Origin of the sequence: Aliirhizobium wenxiniae, assembly GCF_014201355.1 — a bacterium.
GTDB classification, from domain to species: domain Bacteria; phylum Pseudomonadota; class Alphaproteobacteria; order Rhizobiales; family Rhizobiaceae; genus Neorhizobium; species Neorhizobium wenxiniae.
On record NZ_JACHEG010000007.1, the window covers coordinates 94412 to 108765 of the forward strand.

13 protein-coding genes are annotated in these 14354 nt (G+C 61.3%); 9 read left to right on the forward strand and 4 right to left on the reverse strand.

The genetic code is table 11. The annotated features are described in order from the left end of the window. Positions 1-64: 64 nt before the first annotated feature. Together HNQ72_RS23480 and HNQ72_RS23485 are read right to left on the reverse strand one after the other, a co-directional pair. The gene (locus HNQ72_RS23480) at positions 65-1183 is read right to left on the reverse strand and encodes a mandelate racemase/muconate lactonizing enzyme family protein (RefSeq protein ID WP_183995853.1); all 1119 of its coding nucleotides are present in this window, start codon (positions 1181-1183) and stop codon (positions 65-67) included. A gap of 25 nt (positions 1184-1208) precedes the next feature. Continuing rightward, positions 1209-2231, reverse strand: coding sequence for a GntR family transcriptional regulator (locus tag HNQ72_RS23485; protein ID WP_183995855.1), 1023 nt, complete (start codon positions 2229-2231; stop codon positions 1209-1211). Between the two features lie 118 nt (positions 2232-2349). Between HNQ72_RS23485 and HNQ72_RS23490 the strand changes: the two genes are divergently transcribed. The 9 genes from HNQ72_RS23490 (at position 2350) to HNQ72_RS23530 (ending at position 12062) form a co-directional block, all read left to right on the forward strand. Further along, positions 2350-3408 carry an Ldh family oxidoreductase gene (locus tag HNQ72_RS23490; protein ID WP_183995857.1) on the forward strand — a complete coding sequence of 353 codons (1059 nt, stop codon included), beginning with the start codon at positions 2350-2352 and terminating at the stop codon, positions 3406-3408. A gap of 93 nt (positions 3409-3501) precedes the next feature. Further along, the gene (locus tag HNQ72_RS23495) at positions 3502-4215 is read left to right on the forward strand and encodes a FadR/GntR family transcriptional regulator (protein ID WP_148145078.1); all 714 of its coding nucleotides are present in this window, start codon (positions 3502-3504) and stop codon (positions 4213-4215) included. A gap of 60 nt (positions 4216-4275) precedes the next feature. After that, entirely contained in the window at positions 4276-5250 is a 975-nt protein-coding gene (locus HNQ72_RS23500; protein WP_183995859.1) for a sialic acid TRAP transporter substrate-binding protein SiaP, read from the forward strand. A 58-nt stretch (positions 5251-5308) separates the two neighbouring features. Continuing rightward, complete coding sequence (locus HNQ72_RS23505) at positions 5309-5884, forward strand: TRAP transporter small permease (RefSeq protein WP_183995861.1); 576 nt, start codon at positions 5309-5311, stop codon at positions 5882-5884. 3 nt (positions 5885-5887) lie between these two features. Further along, positions 5888-7294, forward strand: coding sequence for a TRAP transporter large permease (locus HNQ72_RS23510; RefSeq protein ID WP_183995863.1), 1407 nt, complete (start codon positions 5888-5890; stop codon positions 7292-7294). 61 nt (positions 7295-7355) lie between these two features. Continuing rightward, the gene (locus HNQ72_RS23515) at positions 7356-8393 is read left to right on the forward strand and encodes an L-idonate 5-dehydrogenase (RefSeq protein ID WP_183995865.1); all 1038 of its coding nucleotides are present in this window, start codon (positions 7356-7358) and stop codon (positions 8391-8393) included. Between the two features lie 12 nt (positions 8394-8405). Then, positions 8406-9605 carry a mannonate dehydratase gene (gene uxuA, locus HNQ72_RS23520; RefSeq protein WP_183995867.1) on the forward strand — a complete coding sequence of 400 codons (1200 nt, stop codon included), beginning with the start codon at positions 8406-8408 and terminating at the stop codon, positions 9603-9605. Then, positions 9602-11008 (forward strand): mannitol dehydrogenase family protein, encoded by a 1407-nt coding sequence (locus HNQ72_RS23525; RefSeq protein ID WP_183995869.1) that lies wholly within the window; start codon positions 9602-9604, stop codon positions 11006-11008. Before uxuA ends, HNQ72_RS23525 begins: the two co-directional genes overlap by 4 nt. Positions 11009-11051: 43 nt before the next feature. Next, a complete protein-coding gene (locus HNQ72_RS23530) occupies positions 11052-12062 on the forward strand; it encodes a zinc-binding alcohol dehydrogenase family protein (RefSeq protein WP_183995871.1) in 1011 nt (336 codons plus the stop codon). Positions 12063-12127: 65 nt separating this feature from the next. Here the strand turns inward: HNQ72_RS23530 and HNQ72_RS23535 are convergent, their stop codons facing one another. Together HNQ72_RS23535 and HNQ72_RS23540 are read right to left on the reverse strand one after the other, a co-directional pair. Then, positions 12128-13417: an L-fuconate dehydratase gene (locus HNQ72_RS23535; protein ID WP_183995873.1), complete on the reverse strand. Its 1290-nt coding sequence runs from the start codon at positions 13415-13417 to the stop codon at positions 12128-12130. Between the two features lie 75 nt (positions 13418-13492). Then, the gene (locus HNQ72_RS23540; protein ID WP_183995875.1) at positions 13493-14338 is read right to left on the reverse strand and encodes a fumarylacetoacetate hydrolase family protein; all 846 of its coding nucleotides are present in this window, start codon (positions 14336-14338) and stop codon (positions 13493-13495) included. Between the last annotated feature and the right edge of the window lie 16 nt (positions 14339-14354).

The window sequence follows — 14354 nt, forward strand, 5'->3', positions numbered from 1 at the left end:
GGGGTGAGATCCCCCACCCCAATCTGCCGCCTCCGGGCGGCAGATCTGTTTTTGTCACCAGTGATCAGCCAAGGCTCTTACCGAAGCGCGCAAAGCTGTCGGCCAGCACCGTCGTGCCGGCACCCGGCTTTTCGGGCCGCTTGTAGACCCCACCCACGACATCCGCCGGTTCTTCGAAGTGATCCTTGATCCAGGGAATATATTCGAGAATGGTCGAGGCCGGATGCCAGTAGCTCAGGTGCACATGCACCTGGCTCATCTCGCCCGCATGCGGCACGACCGGCAGCCGGTTCGCCAGCGCCAGATCGGCGACCTGGATATATTCGGTAATCCCGCCAAGCCGCGTCACATCGGGCTGCACATAGGCAACCGCCCCGGCATTGATGAAGCTGCGGAACGCATCGACCGTATAAAGCTGCTCGCCGAGCGCCACCGGAATGGTCGAGGATCTCGCCAGCAATCTATGGCTCTCGACGTCGTCATACCACATCGGCTCTTCGAACCAGTAGATATCGAGATCGCGCGCCCGTTCGCAGAAGCGCAGGCAGGTCGGCAGGTCCCATTTGCCGTTGCCGTCGATGGCGATGCGGACATCCGGCCCCAGGCGCTTGCGCACGGCCGCAAGCCTGCGAACATCGACATTCGGATCGTCGTGACCGACCTTCAGCTTGATCCGGGTGAAGCCGTCCTCTTCGACGGCGCGCGCCGAGCCGGACAAAAGGTCGTCCAGCGAAAAGGACAGCCAGCCGATATCGGTGTTATAGGCTTCGAGCCTATCGGTTCTGGCGCCACCGAGATAAGCCCAGAGCGGCAGGCCCGCCTTCTTCGACTTCAGATCCCAGATCGCCACATCGACCGCGGCAAGCGCCAGATGCGTGATGCCTGCCCGGCCAACCCATTGCAGCGAAGGATAACGTGCAAGCTTGGTCCACAGCCGCTGATGGTCATTGGCATCCTCGCCGATCAGAAGCGGCGCGTAGCAATCCCGAATGCAGGCCGTGATCAGCCGGTCGGATGCCAGATGCGCATGCGTTCCGGTAAAACCGTAGCCGGTCAGCCCATCGGTCGTGGTGATCGCCACCCCGACCACGCCCCAATGGGTGATGCTATGGGTCGAATCCGAAATCGAAGCCGATGTTAGCGGCAAGTGAAGGATGAATGGTTCCAGGGACTTGATCTTCAATGTCGGCTCCTCCCGATGATCATGATCACAAACTGAATTCGACGTCGCGCAAGTGCTCCAGATAGGCCACATCCGGCAATGAAAGGTCGCGCGCGGTATTGGCGATGCGCAGCATGGCGCGCTCTCGCGAAATCTTGAGGTGGTTTGAAAGCGCCGCGCTGGCTTCCGCGATCCGGCCCGCCACCAGCCGCTCGAAAACCTCCACATGCTCGAGCAGGAACGGCTCGTCGGTGATCGGCGGCGTCTTCGGCTGGTAAAGCCGGTGATGCGCGACCAGAATGGCCTGCGGCAGGCTGATTGCCTGCATAAGCGGGGCATTGTCGCAATAACCGAGCAAATGACCGTGAAGCTGCTGCTCGACCGCGTCCAGCATTGCCCCGTCCGCGGCATCTCCCGCCTCGATCGCCTGCTGCAGATCGATGAACAGGGCCGGCAGCAAGTCATCCGGCAAATGCGGAAAGGCCTGCTCCAGCGCCAGCGGTTCAAGCGTCCAGCGCAATTCGTAGAGCTGGTTTACATGCCTAGCGGTCAGTGCCGGCGCATGCCAGCGACCGGCATCATCCTTGCTGACGATGCCGCGCTGCTGCAGCCTGGCCACAACCTCGCGGGCAACCGTGCGGCTGACACCGAAGGATTTCGCCAGCGCCACCTCGTTGATGCGCCAGCTGGCGATCGATGTGCGGGAGACGATCTCCAGCTCCACCTGCCGGTAGATCAGCTCCCAGCTTGCCAGAAAATGAAGCTGCATGTCGTCCGGCCCCGAAGGACCGGCCGGGTCGATGACGTCCTGGCCAACGGATCCGGCCCCCGCAACGACCTTGTACCCGCGTCCCTCGGATTTGCGCACAAGCCCCAGCGTCTCCAGTTCCGCCAGAGCCTGCCGCGCCGGTGCGCGGCTTATCCCAAAGCGTTTGGCAATCGCGGTCTCATTCAGCCTTGCGGCGTCATGCCACCCGCCGGAGCGGATTTCCGACGCGACCACCGCAAGCGCTCGCTGGTAAAGTTTGGGCGAACGCCCCGATACGGCATCACTAGGCCCCTCCGTCATTTCACCTTCCTCATGATGCCGCCCTGGCGAAAATCGCAACCGATCGTCTTTCATTCATTTACATTCACGAAGAAGAATGTCTAGTGTACACAAAAGACAATAATTTTGAGGAAATGCCATGGACGCCGCCCATCACACAGTCACGCTTTCAGATCTCGACCGCTTTTGCCGTCAGGTGTTAGCGGCTTGTGGTGCAAACGATGCGACGGCTGACGCGACAACCCGCGCCCTTATGCACGCCACACGCTGCGGCGTGGATAGCCACGGCGTGCGGCTGTTGGCGCACTACATCAAGGCCCTCGAAGGCGGTCGACTGAACAAGACGCCGGACATCCGGAAGGTCTCCGGGTTCGGGGCGGTTGAAACACTCGATGGCGACCATGCCCAGGGCGCGGTCCCTGCCTATGCCGCCATGACGAGAGCGATCGATTTGGCCGGCAAATTCGGCATCGGCGCCGTCGGCATCCGCAACAATTCGCATTTCGGCGCAGCCGGTGCCTATTCGGTGGAGGCGGCCAGACACGGGCTGATCGGCCTGTCCTTCTGTAACTCCGACAGTTTTGTCCGGCTGCATAATGGTGCTTCGCGTTTTCACGGCACCAATCCGATTTCGATGGCCGTCCCGGTTCCCGGCGAAGATCCCTGGTTCCTCGACATGGCAACCAGCGCCGTCCCCTTCAATCGAGTACTTCTCTATCGCAGCACCGGCGCCAAGCTGCCGGAGGGGGTCGCCTCAAATGAACTCGGCATCAACACGACGGACCCGCATCTGACCGAAATGCTCGCCCCTCTCGGCGATGCCTTCGGCTTCAAGGGCGCGGGCCTTGCCGGCATCGCTGAAATTTTCAGCGCGGTGCTCACCGGCATGCGCCTCAGCTTCGATATTCCGTCGATGATGGGTGAAGACATGCAGACGCCCCGCCAGCTCGGCGCTTTCGTCATGGCAATCCAGCCCGAGGCATTTGTCGACAGACCGACCTTCGAGGCCGGCATGAAACGCTATGTAGAAACGCTGCGGACATCGCCTGCCCGTGCCGGCGCATCCGTCATGGCGCCTGGCGACCGCGAATGGAAGGTCGCACGCCATCGCGATGCCCATGGCGTCGAGCTCGATCCGGTAACAAGATCCGCATTTCTGGAGCTGTCCGGGACCTACAACGTCCCGATGCCGGCCTGAACAAGTTTCTGTGAGGGAGCCACTTGACGAATGATAATTGGTAAGACAATCTGACCACATGACGCGGGAGGAGAGACGCGTCAGGAGGTTTTCATGTTTGTCGCGCTTGAACCACGCCGGCTTTATCGCCAGGCCGCGGAACAGCTTCGTGTACTCATCCAGTCGGGAGAGATCGCCGTCGGGGAGCGGCTGCCTGCCGAACGCGAGCTGGCCGAGCGCCTCGGCGTATCCCGTCCGACCGTGCGGGAAGCCTTGATCGTTCTTGAAGTCGAGGGTCTTGTGCAGATCCGCATGGGGTCCGGTGTCTATGTCAGCCCCAAGGCTGCAGGAGCGCCGAAGGTTCTCGCCGCGGACGACAGCGAAGCCCCGTTCGAAATCCTCCAAGCCCGCTGCATCATCGAAAGCGCTATTGCGGAAGAGGCCGCACGTTGCGTCGACGAGGCGGGCATTCGAAGCCTCGACGTCATTCTGGAAGAGATGGAAGGCGTACTGGAAAACTCCGAGCGGGCGTTGGCGCTGGACCGCGCCTTTCATACGGCAATCGCCGACATCATCGGCAATTCGTCGCTCAATGTCTTTATCGGCCTGATCTACGACAAGCGCGCCTCGCCTTTCTTCGAAAAGCTGGCGAGCTATTTCGAAGGCCCCCACACGTGGCGGGCAGCACTGGATGAACACAGAATCATACGCGATGCGCTGGCGGCAGGAGACCCGGCAGCAGCGCGCGAAGCGATGCGCATGCATTTGACGCTGTCGCAAAAGAGATTCTCGGAAAGCTTCGGAGAGGAGCCAACGAGAGAGGAGTGACCGAGACCGCGAGGAGGCGGCCGGTTGGGGAGTAATCTGAACGCTATTCGGGAGGACAGAATGAGTTCAAGATTGAAGACGCTGCTTGGTGCAGCGGCAGTCATCATCGCGTCGGCAATGTCGGCACACGCGGTGGAAACGCTAAAATGGGCGCATGTCTACGAGACATCCGAACCCTTCCATACGGAATCGGTATGGGCCGCCGGAGAAATCGCCAAGCGCACGAATGGACGTTACAAGATCGACGTCTATCCGGCATCGCAGCTCGGCAAGGAAGCCGACATCAACCAGGGCCTCAAGCTCGGCACGGTCGACATGATCATCTCGGGTTCGAGCTTCGCCGCCCGCGATTTCAAGCCGATCGGCGTTACTTATTTCCCTTATATCTTCCGCGATCCGAGCCATCTGATCACCTATACCAAGAGCGATGTCTTCAAGCGCCTTGCCAAGGGGTATGAGGACAAGACCGGCAACGTCATCACCGCCGTCAGCTACTACGGCACCCGTCACACGACCTCGAACACCGCTATCACCAAATGCGCCGACCTGAAGGGCGTGAAGATGCGCGTGCCGGACGTGCCGGCATACCTCGCCATGCCGCGCGCCTGCGGCGCCAACACCACGCCGATCGCTTTTGCAGAAGTCTATCTCGCGCTGCAGAACGGCACGGTGGATGCCCAGGAAAACCCGCTGACGACGATCGAAGCGAAAAAATTCTTCGAAGTTCAGAAGAACATCGTTCTCTCCGGCCATATCGTCGACCACCTCAACACGGTCATCTCCAAGAGCCGCTGGGCGAGCCTCTCTGACGAAGACAAGCAGATTTTCCGCGACGTAATGCAGGAAGCTGCCGCCAAGACCACGAAGATCATCGAGGAGCGTGAAAAGGCTCTGGTCGACGACTTCAAGAAGCGCGGCCTGAACGTCGTCGAGGTCGACAAGGCCGACTTCGAGAAGAACGTGCTCGAAAAGGTCAAGTTCGAGGACTTCGGCTACGAAAAGGCCGATTGGGAAGCGATCCGCGCCATCAAGTGATCCCGTTCGGCGCGGTCGAAAGACGGCCGCGCCGGCTTCTCTTTAATGGGACAAACTCATGTCGACAGCACAGGAAATTCACACTCAGGTCACTCCTGAGGAGATAGCGCATACCTTTGACGAGGCCCCCGCCGAAGTCGATCTCAAGGTCTACGCCTTCGAAGACTGGATCACGCTCGGCCTATTCTGGCTGATGACGGGCTGCGTCTTCCTGCAATTCTTTACCCGTTACGTCCTGAACGACAGCTATGCCTGGACTGAGGAAATCGCCGTCAACTGCCTGATCGGAGTGGTGTTTCTGGGCTCCGTCATGTGTGTGCGGATGTCGCGCCACATCCAGGTGGACGTGCTTTACCACTATCTGCCCGCCCGTGTGACACGCGTCATGGCGACGATTGTCGACATCATCCGCATCGGATTCTTTGCCTACGGCTCCTGGCTGATGTGGCGGTACATGGAAGTCGTTGCCGGCGAGGAAATGGTCACGATCGACCTTCCGCGCGACATCATCTTCTATTCCGTGCTCGCGGCATTCGTTCTGATGCTGTTCCGTTCCATTCAGGTCTTCATCGCCAATATGCGCCGTGGTTACTCGGTGCTTGAGCGACCCGAAGCCTTCCAGAGCGAGGGCTGAGATATGCTTCTTCTTATTGGATCCTTTCTGGCGCTGATGCTGCTCGGCGTGCCGGTCGCCATCTCGATGGCCGTGTCGTCGGTGTCCTACATCATCTTCTACGGCGTCGCGCCGGATATCATCGCCGCGCAGCGTCTAATCGCCGGCGTCGAAAGCTTTCCGCTGCTCGCCGTTCCCTTTTTCATCCTTGCCGGCAACCTGATGAATGTCGCCGGCGTCACCGGCCGCATCTATTCCTTCGCCGTCGCACTCGTCGGCTGGATGAAGGGGGGCCTTGCGCAGGTCAACATCATCGGCTCGGTTGTCTTTTCGGGCATGTCCGGCACGGCGCTGGCCGATGCCGCCGGCATCGGCACGATCGAAATCAAGGCGATGAAGGACCACGGTTATCCGGTCGAAGCCGCGGTCGGCGTCACCGCCGCATCGGCAACGCTTGGGCCCATCTTCCCGCCGTCGCTGCCCTTCGTCATTTACGGCATGATGGCAAACGTCTCGATCGGCGCCTTGTTCATGGCCGGCATCGTGCCCGGCGTCGTCATGACGGTGCTGATGATGATCACGGTCGCCGTCTTCGCTTTCGTGAAGCGCTGGGGTTCGGATACGCCGTTCAACATCCGCAACCTGTTCGGCGCCTCGCTGGAAGTCATCGTCGTCATGATGGTGCCGCTCGGCATCTATCTCCTGACCCTGATGGGCCTGTCGCTGAACTTTGCGGTCGGCATCGCCCTCATTGTCCTGATCGCCGCCGATTGGTATTTCGACTTCTCGGCCGTGATGGCGCTGATGACCCCGGTCATCCTGATCGGCGGCATGACGATGGGCTGGTTCACACCGACGGAAGCGGCGGTCGCAGCCGTTCTCTGGTCGCTCTTCCTTGGCCTCGTGCGTTATCGCACAATGACGTTCAAGAGCCTCGCCAAGGCGACCATGGACACGGTGGAAACTACCGCATCGGTTCTGTTCATCGTAGCAGCTGCCTCGGTTTTCGCCTGGTTGCTCACCGTCAGCCAGACCGCTCAGCTGCTTTCGACGGCCATCACCAGCCTTACCGACAGCAAATGGGTGTTCCTGATCCTCGTGAACCTGCTGATGCTCTTCGTCGGCTGCTTCCTTGATACGATCGCGGCGATAACCATCCTCGTGCCGATCCTGCTGCCGCTGGTGCTGCAGTTCGATATCGACCCGGTGCATTTCGGCCTGATCATGACGCTGAACCTGATGATCGGTCTCTTACATCCGCCACTCGGCATGGTGCTGTTCGTACTCTCGCGCGTCGCCAAACTGTCGGTGGAGCGTACGACGATCGCCATTCTGCCCTGGCTGGCACCGCTGTTCATCGCGCTGATCCTCATCACCTTCATCCCGGCCATCACGCTCTGGCTGCCGACCGAAATGGGCCTGATCCGCTGACGATAATCCGCCTGCGCCGTAGAACGGCGCAGGCACCCCATTCCAATCGAAGGCATACATCATGTTGACGAAGATCGTTCGTCTTTACGGCAAGCAGGACTTGCACGTCGAAACACAGGAATGCCCCGAACCCGGCCCCGGCCAAGTCCGGCTGAAGATGGCCTGGGGCGGCATTTGTGGCTCCGACCTCCACTATTTCCAGGATGGCGGTTTCGGCCCGGTGCGCGTCCGCGAACCGATCATTTCCGGCCACGAGGCCTCGGGGCATATCGAGGCGATCGGCCCCGGCGTCACGGGCTTTGCGCCCGGCATGCTGGTCGCCGTCAACCCATCCCAACCCTGCGGCCATTGCCGCTATTGCGACATCGGCCAACCGATCCATTGCCTCGAGATGAAATTCATGGGTTCGGCCATGCGCCTTCCACATGAGCAGGGCATGTTCCGCGAACAGCTTGTCGTCCCGGCGATCCAGTGCTTCCCGATAGAGGGCGAAGCCTCATCCGCCGAAGCCGCCTGCGCCGAGCCGCTGGCCGTCTGCCTCCACGCGGTTGCACAAGCCGGTGACCTCGTTGGTAAAAACGTGCTCGTCACCGGCGCCGGCCCGATCGGCCTGCTGGTCGTTGCGGCTGCCCGCTACGCCGGTGCGGGTCGGATCATCGTTACCGATCTCGCCGATGCGGCCTTGTCCCGTGGCCCAGCGATGGGCGCAGACAAGACGATCAACGTTTCAAAACCCGATGCGCTTGCGCCTTACCAGACGGACAAAGGCTCGTTCGATGTCGTGTTCGAATGCTCGGCGGCCGGCCCTGCTCTCGTCTCGGCCTTCCAGAGCGTCAGGCCGCGCGGCACGATCGTGCAGGTTGGCGTCACCGGTGACCTGTCGATCCCGGTTAACATGCTGGTCGGCAAGGAAATCACCTGGCGTGGCTCGCAGCGTTTCCATGAGGAATTCGCCCGCGCCGCCGAACTGATCGGCAGCCGCGCAATCGATGTTCGCCCGATCCTCTCCCACACATTCCCGATCGACGAGGCGCTTGCCGCCTTCCTGCAGGCCGGTGATCGCACCGCCGCCTGCAAGGTCCAGATCGCACTCGGCTAAAAGGAAAAACAGATGCGACACACATGGCGATGGTTTGGCCCGGTTGACAAGGTCACGGTAAGGGATGCGGCCCAGGCAGGTGCCGAGGGTATCGTCAGCGCCCTGCATCACATCCCGACCGGCGCGGTCTGGCCGGTGGATGAAATCGAAAAACGCCACCAGGCGATCCGCGACGGCGGGCTGTTCTGGGATGTGGTGGAAAGCGTTCCCGTCTCCGAAGAGATCAAGACCCAGACCGGCGACTGGCACGAACATGTGAAAAACTGGCAGGAAAGCCTGCGCCGCCTTTCCGCTTCCGGCATCAAGACCGTCTGCTACAATTTCATGCCGGTTCTGGACTGGACCCGCACCGACCTGCGCTGGGAAACGAAACACGGCGCCAAGGCCATGCGTTTCGATCTCACCGATTTCGTCGCCTTCGATATCCATATCCTGAAACGTCCCGGTGCAGCACAGGACTATCCTGAACGGCTGCAGGACGAGGCTGCCAAACGCTTCGCCTCGTTCGACGACGCCCGCATCGTCGCGCTCGGCAAGAATATCGGCGCCGGCCTGCCGGGCTCTGCGGATGGCTACACGCTCGACCAGCTTCTGGAAAAACTCCGCACCTATCAGGGCATCGACGCGAAAAAACTTCAGTCGCATCTCGTTGACTTCCTCTCGCAAGTCACGCCGGTCGCCGAAGAGGTCGGTATCAACATCTGTGCTCATCCGGATGATCCGCCGTGGCCGCTGCTCGGCCTGCCGCGCATCCTGTCGACCGAAGCTGATTACGCGCATATGCTCACCCAGGTGGACAGCCGCGCCAATGGCGTGACGCTCTGCTCCGGCTCGCTCGGCGCGCGCGCCGACAACGACTTGCCGGCGATCGCCAGACGTTTCGCCGATCGCATCCATTTCGTCCATTTGCGCAACGTCACCCGCGATGAAGACAGCCTGCCCTGCTCCTTCTTCGAAGACGAGCATCTGGAGGGCGGTACGGACATGGTGGCAGTGATCGCCGCCCTCTTGGCGGAGGAAAAGCGCCGCAAGGCGGAAGGCCGCGAAGACCACCAGATCCCGATGCGCCCCGACCACGGACAGGAAATCCTCGACGACCTGACCCGCGGCGCACAGCCCGGCTATCCCGCCATCGGTCGCCTGAAAGGGCTGGCGGAACTGCGCGGCATCGAACGAGCACTCAGCCACAACCAGTTCGGGATCGGTCGATGAGCAACCAACTCTCTGCTGAAACACAGCTCCCGCCGACCGTCGCAAAACCCGGCTTCGATCGAAGCGCGCTGAAACCGGGCATCCTGCATTTCGGCCTCGGCGCTTTCCATCGCGCCCATCAGGGCATCTACACCCAGCGCGCGCTTGAGAGCGACTTCGGCCCGTGGGGTATCGTCGCCGTCAATCTGCGCTCGCCCGAGCCGGTCGATGCACTGGCAATGCAGGATGGTCTCTATTCGATCACCGTGCGCGACAGCAATGGCGAAACGAGCGAGGTCGTCGGTGCCACAGTCGACTGGCTCTGCGCCGCAACCGATCGCGACCGGGTACTCACCTATCTCGCCAGCCCCTTCATCCACGTCGTTACCCTGACAGTCTCGGAAAAGGCATATGGCCTGCATCCGTCAACCGGCGGGCTCGACGAGGCGCATCCGGCCATCACCAACGACCTCGCCAATCCCGGCGCTCCCGTTGGCGCGGTCGGTTATCTCGTTGCGGGCCTTGCCTCCCGCCGCGAAAAGGGCATGCGCCCCTTCACCATTCTCTGCTGCGACAACTTGCCTTCCAACGGCAAGGTCGTCCGGCGGCTGGTCCTGGAAATGGCCGAGAGGCGCGACCCGCAACTGGCGAAATGGATCGAAGAGGAAGTGACCTTCCCCTCCTCCATGGTCGACCGCATCGTACCCGCCGCGACCGACGAAACCCGCGCCCGTGCCAAAAGACTGATCAGCGTGGATGATGCATTGGCGCTCGATACCGAACCCTTCATGCAATGGGTGATCGAGGACGAATTCGTCTCCGGCCGTCCCGCCTGGGAAGCTGGTGGCGCTCTGTTCGTCCAAAATGTCGAACCCTATGAGAAGATGAAGCTTCGGCTTCTCAACGGCTCGCACACGATGATCGCCCATCTCGGCCTGCTCAAAGGGCTGGAATGCGTGCGCGACGTGATGGCAGTGCCGGAATTCGTGGCGATGACACGCGAGCATATGCGAGCGGCAGCCGCGACGCTCGATCCGGTCCCCGGCATCGATCTCGATCATTACATGAACCAGCTGATCGAGCGTTTCAGCAACCGCGCGATTGCCCATCGCAACATCCAGATCGCCATGGATTCCAGCCAGAAGCTGCCTCAGCGCATCCTTTCACCGGCGGTGGATGCATTGGCTTCAGGCTCAGACAGCGCAAGCTTTGCCCGCGTCGTCGGCCTCTGGATCGCCGCGCTCATCCGCTTCAAGGATTGCAACGATCCGCGTCGCGATGAGCTGTTGCAAGCAGCTCAGGCGGCCGATCCTCAGGATTACACGGCAGGCTTTGTCGCCATCGACGGCCTCATTCCGCCTTCGCTCGCCCAGTCGCGCGCCTGGCGCGATCGCGTCAACGCAGAGGTCGCGAAATGGTGCTGACGGAGAGTTTTAAGACACCCCAAAATCATCCCAGGAGTTCATCATGAAGGCGCTCGTCTGCATCGAGCCCGGCCGCCTTGCGCTGGAAGACCGTCCCGAACCGGCACGCGACGAAGGCGAGGTCAAGGTCCGCATCCGCCATGTCGGCATCTGCGGCACGGATTTTCACATTTTTGCCGGCAAGCATCCCTTCCTCGAATATCCACGGGTCATGGGTCACGAACTCTCCGGCACAGTCGCGGAAGCGCCGGCCGGCAGCAAACTCAAGGCCGGCGAGCCTGTCTATATCGTTCCCTATCTCTCCTGTGGCACTTGCCAAGCCTGCCGCCGCTGCATCAGCAATGCCTGCCGCAACATTTCCGTGCTCGGCGTCCATAGTGACGGGGGCATGGCCGAATATCTCTGCGTTCCCGAGGAGAACGTCATCCCGACGGGTAATATCCCGCTGGAGGATGCCGCGATGATCGAGTTCCTCGCGATCGGCGCCCATGGCGTCAAGCGCGGCGGCATCACCGCTGAAGACCGCGTGCTTGTCACCGGCTCCGGCCCGATCGGCATGTCGGCGATCATCTTCGCCAAGGCGCGCGGCGCGCATGTCACGGTCATGGACACGCGCGAGGACCGGCTCGCCTTCGCCGTCGAAAAGCTCGGCGCCGACGAAACGATCTTTGCCGATGCCGACGCGGAGCAGGTGGCCGAGCGCCAGACCGGCGGCGAATGGTACGACGTCGTCATCGATGCCACCGGCAATGTCATTCCCATGCAGCGCGGTTTCCATTTCCTCGCCCATGGCGCGCGCTACGTGCTGCTTTCGGTCGTCCGTCAGGACGTCACCTTCTCGGACCCGGAATTCCACAAACGCGAGGCGACCCTGATCGCCAGCCGCAACGCCCAGCCGGATGATTTTGCCGAAGTCGTGCGCCAGATCGAAGCCGGCAAGGTCCCGACCCGCGCCCTCAACACCCATCGGGCGCCGCTTGCCGATGCGGTTAAACTCTTTTCCGAGTGGTCGAAACCGGAAGCCGGCGTGATCAAGGCCATTCTCGAGGTCTGATACCTCCGCATCTCATAGAAAAGGCGCCGAAAGGCACCTTTTAGATATCCCGATTGCAGTTCCGATCACGCCGCCTTGGGCCGTCCGAACTGATAGGCCTGGATCGACTGCGGCTTCATCTCGATCGAAAATCCGGCCCGCAACGGTGGCATATAGGCGGCATCCTTGATCACGCAGGGATCAAGGAAATGTTCGTGCAGATGGTCGACATATTCGATCACCCTGCCCTCTTTCGTACCCGACACCGCGATGTAGTCGATCATCGACAGGTGCTGCACATATTCGCAAAGGCCGACGCCACCCGCATGCGGCCAGACCGCCTTGCCGTATTTGGCCGCGATCAGCAGCACAGCCAGCACCTCGTTCAGCCCGCCCATGCGGCAGGCATCGATCTGCACGATATCGATCGCGCCCTCGGCGATGAACTGCTTGAACATGATGCGATTCTGGCACATTTCGCCGGTCGCCACCTTCACCGGCGCGATCGCCTCGCGGATCTTCTTGTGCCCCGCCACATCATCCGGGCTGGTCGGCTCCTCGATGAAGAAAGGTTTGGCGAAAGCGAGCGCCTTCACCCAGTCGATCGCCTGATCGACATCCCAGACCTGGTTGGCATCGATCATCATGTAGCGATCCGGACCGATCACCTCGCGGCAAATGGTGAGCCTGCGGATATCGTCTTCCAGATCACGTCCGACCTTCACCTTCACATGGCTGAATCCGGCGTCGACGGCCTCCTGCGCCAGGCGGCGCAGCTTGTCGTCGGGATAACCGAGCCAGCCCGCCGAGGTCGTGTAGCAGGCATAACCTTCCTTCTCGAGGATGGCGATCCGCTCCGCTTTGCCCGCTTCGGCCTTGCGCAGGATGTCGAGCGCCTCGTCGCGTGTCAGCGCATCGGTCAGATAACGGTAGTCGACGATATCGGCGATCTCTTCCGGCGACATGGTGGCCACGAATTTCCACACCGGCATGCCCGCTTCCTTGGCAAGCGCATCCCAGAACGCGTTGACGACGGCACCGGTCGCCAGATGCATGGCCCCCTTGTCCGGGCCGATCCAGCGCAACTGGCTGTCGCCGGTCAGGTGCCGCCAGAATTTGCCGGGGTTGGCGCGCATTTCCGACAGGTCCTTGCCGATCACCAGATGCCGCATCGCCTCGATCGCCATGCAGACGATGTCGTTGCCGCGGCCGATGGTGAAGGTCAGGCCGTGACCCTCGATCCCTTCGCGATCGGTTTCGAGGATGACATAGGCCGCCGAATAATCCGGATCGGGGTTCATCGCATCGGACCCGTCAAGGCTTGCCGAAGTCGGGAAGCGAAGGTCGAAAACACGAAGATTGGTGATGCGGGTCATTGCGGCCTCCTCTGCCGGCTTAATTCTCATGAAATCGGCGCGCCAGCCTCCAAACCGGCGCGCCGATCAGTCGTCTTAGATATCGGCGACGAAGGTCTGCTTCTGCGTACCGAGACCTTCGATGCCGAGTTCCACGACATCGCCGGCCTTCAGGTAACGCGGCGGCTTCAGGCCCATGCCGACGCCCGGAGGCGTACCGGTGGAGATCACATCGCCCGGATGCAGCGACATGAACTGCGACAGGTAGGAGACGAGGAAGGCGACGCCATAGACCATGGTCTTCGATGAGCCGTCCTGCTGCGTCTCGCCATTCACCTTCAGCCACATGGCAAGGTTCTGTGGGTCCGGAATTTCATCCTTCGTCACCAGCCACGGACCCATCGGGCCGAACGTGTCGCAGGATTTTCCCTTGGTCCACTGACCCGAACGTTCGGTCTGGAAGGCGCGTTCAGAGACGTCATTGGTAACGCAGTAACCGGCAACGTAGTCCAGCGCTTCCGCCTCGCTCACGTATTTTGCGGTCTTGCCGATAACCACAGCGAGTTCGACTTCCCAGTCGGTCTTTTCCGAACCGCGCGGAATGGTGACATTGTCGTTCGGGCCGACGATGGCCGAAGACGCCTTCATGAAGATGATCGGCTCCGGCGGCACCGTCGCGCCGGTTTCGGCAGCGTGGTCGGAATAGTTGAGGCCGATGCAGATGAACTTGCCGGTGCCGGCAACGCAGGGGCCGAGACGCGGATTGCCTTCGACCAGTGGCAGGCTCTTCGCATCGATCGCGCCGAGCTTCGCGAGCGCATCGGGGGCAAGTGCTGCGCCCGAAAGATCGGAAACATGGGCGGAGAGATCGCGGATCTTGCCGTCGGCATCAACGATCGCTGGCTTCTCAGCGCCGGGCGCACCATAACGGAGGAATTTCATGGAATAGTCCTTTCAG

Excerpts from the sequence above, each read along its gene's own strand:
- HNQ72_RS23485 (WP_183995855.1), bottom strand. The coding sequence starts at position 2,231 with ATGACGGAGGGGCCTAGTGATGCCGTATCGGGGCGTTCGCCCAAACTT.
- HNQ72_RS23490 (WP_183995857.1), top strand. The coding sequence starts at position 2,350 with ATGGACGCCGCCCATCACACAGTCACGCTTTCAGATCTCGACCGCTTT.
- HNQ72_RS23495 (WP_148145078.1), top strand. The coding sequence starts at position 3,502 with ATGTTTGTCGCGCTTGAACCACGCCGGCTTTATCGCCAGGCCGCGGAA.
- HNQ72_RS23500 (WP_183995859.1), top strand. The coding sequence starts at position 4,276 with ATGAGTTCAAGATTGAAGACGCTGCTTGGTGCAGCGGCAGTCATCATC.
- HNQ72_RS23505 (WP_183995861.1), top strand. The coding sequence starts at position 5,309 with ATGTCGACAGCACAGGAAATTCACACTCAGGTCACTCCTGAGGAGATA.
- HNQ72_RS23510 (WP_183995863.1), top strand. The coding sequence starts at position 5,888 with ATGCTTCTTCTTATTGGATCCTTTCTGGCGCTGATGCTGCTCGGCGTG.
- HNQ72_RS23515 (WP_183995865.1), top strand. The coding sequence starts at position 7,356 with ATGTTGACGAAGATCGTTCGTCTTTACGGCAAGCAGGACTTGCACGTC.
- uxuA (WP_183995867.1), top strand. The coding sequence starts at position 8,406 with ATGCGACACACATGGCGATGGTTTGGCCCGGTTGACAAGGTCACGGTA.
- HNQ72_RS23525 (WP_183995869.1), top strand. The coding sequence starts at position 9,602 with ATGAGCAACCAACTCTCTGCTGAAACACAGCTCCCGCCGACCGTCGCA.
- HNQ72_RS23530 (WP_183995871.1), top strand. The coding sequence starts at position 11,052 with ATGAAGGCGCTCGTCTGCATCGAGCCCGGCCGCCTTGCGCTGGAAGAC.
- HNQ72_RS23535 (WP_183995873.1), bottom strand. The coding sequence starts at position 13,417 with ATGACCCGCATCACCAATCTTCGTGTTTTCGACCTTCGCTTCCCGACT.
- HNQ72_RS23540 (WP_183995875.1), bottom strand. The coding sequence starts at position 14,338 with ATGAAATTCCTCCGTTATGGTGCGCCCGGCGCTGAGAAGCCAGCGATC.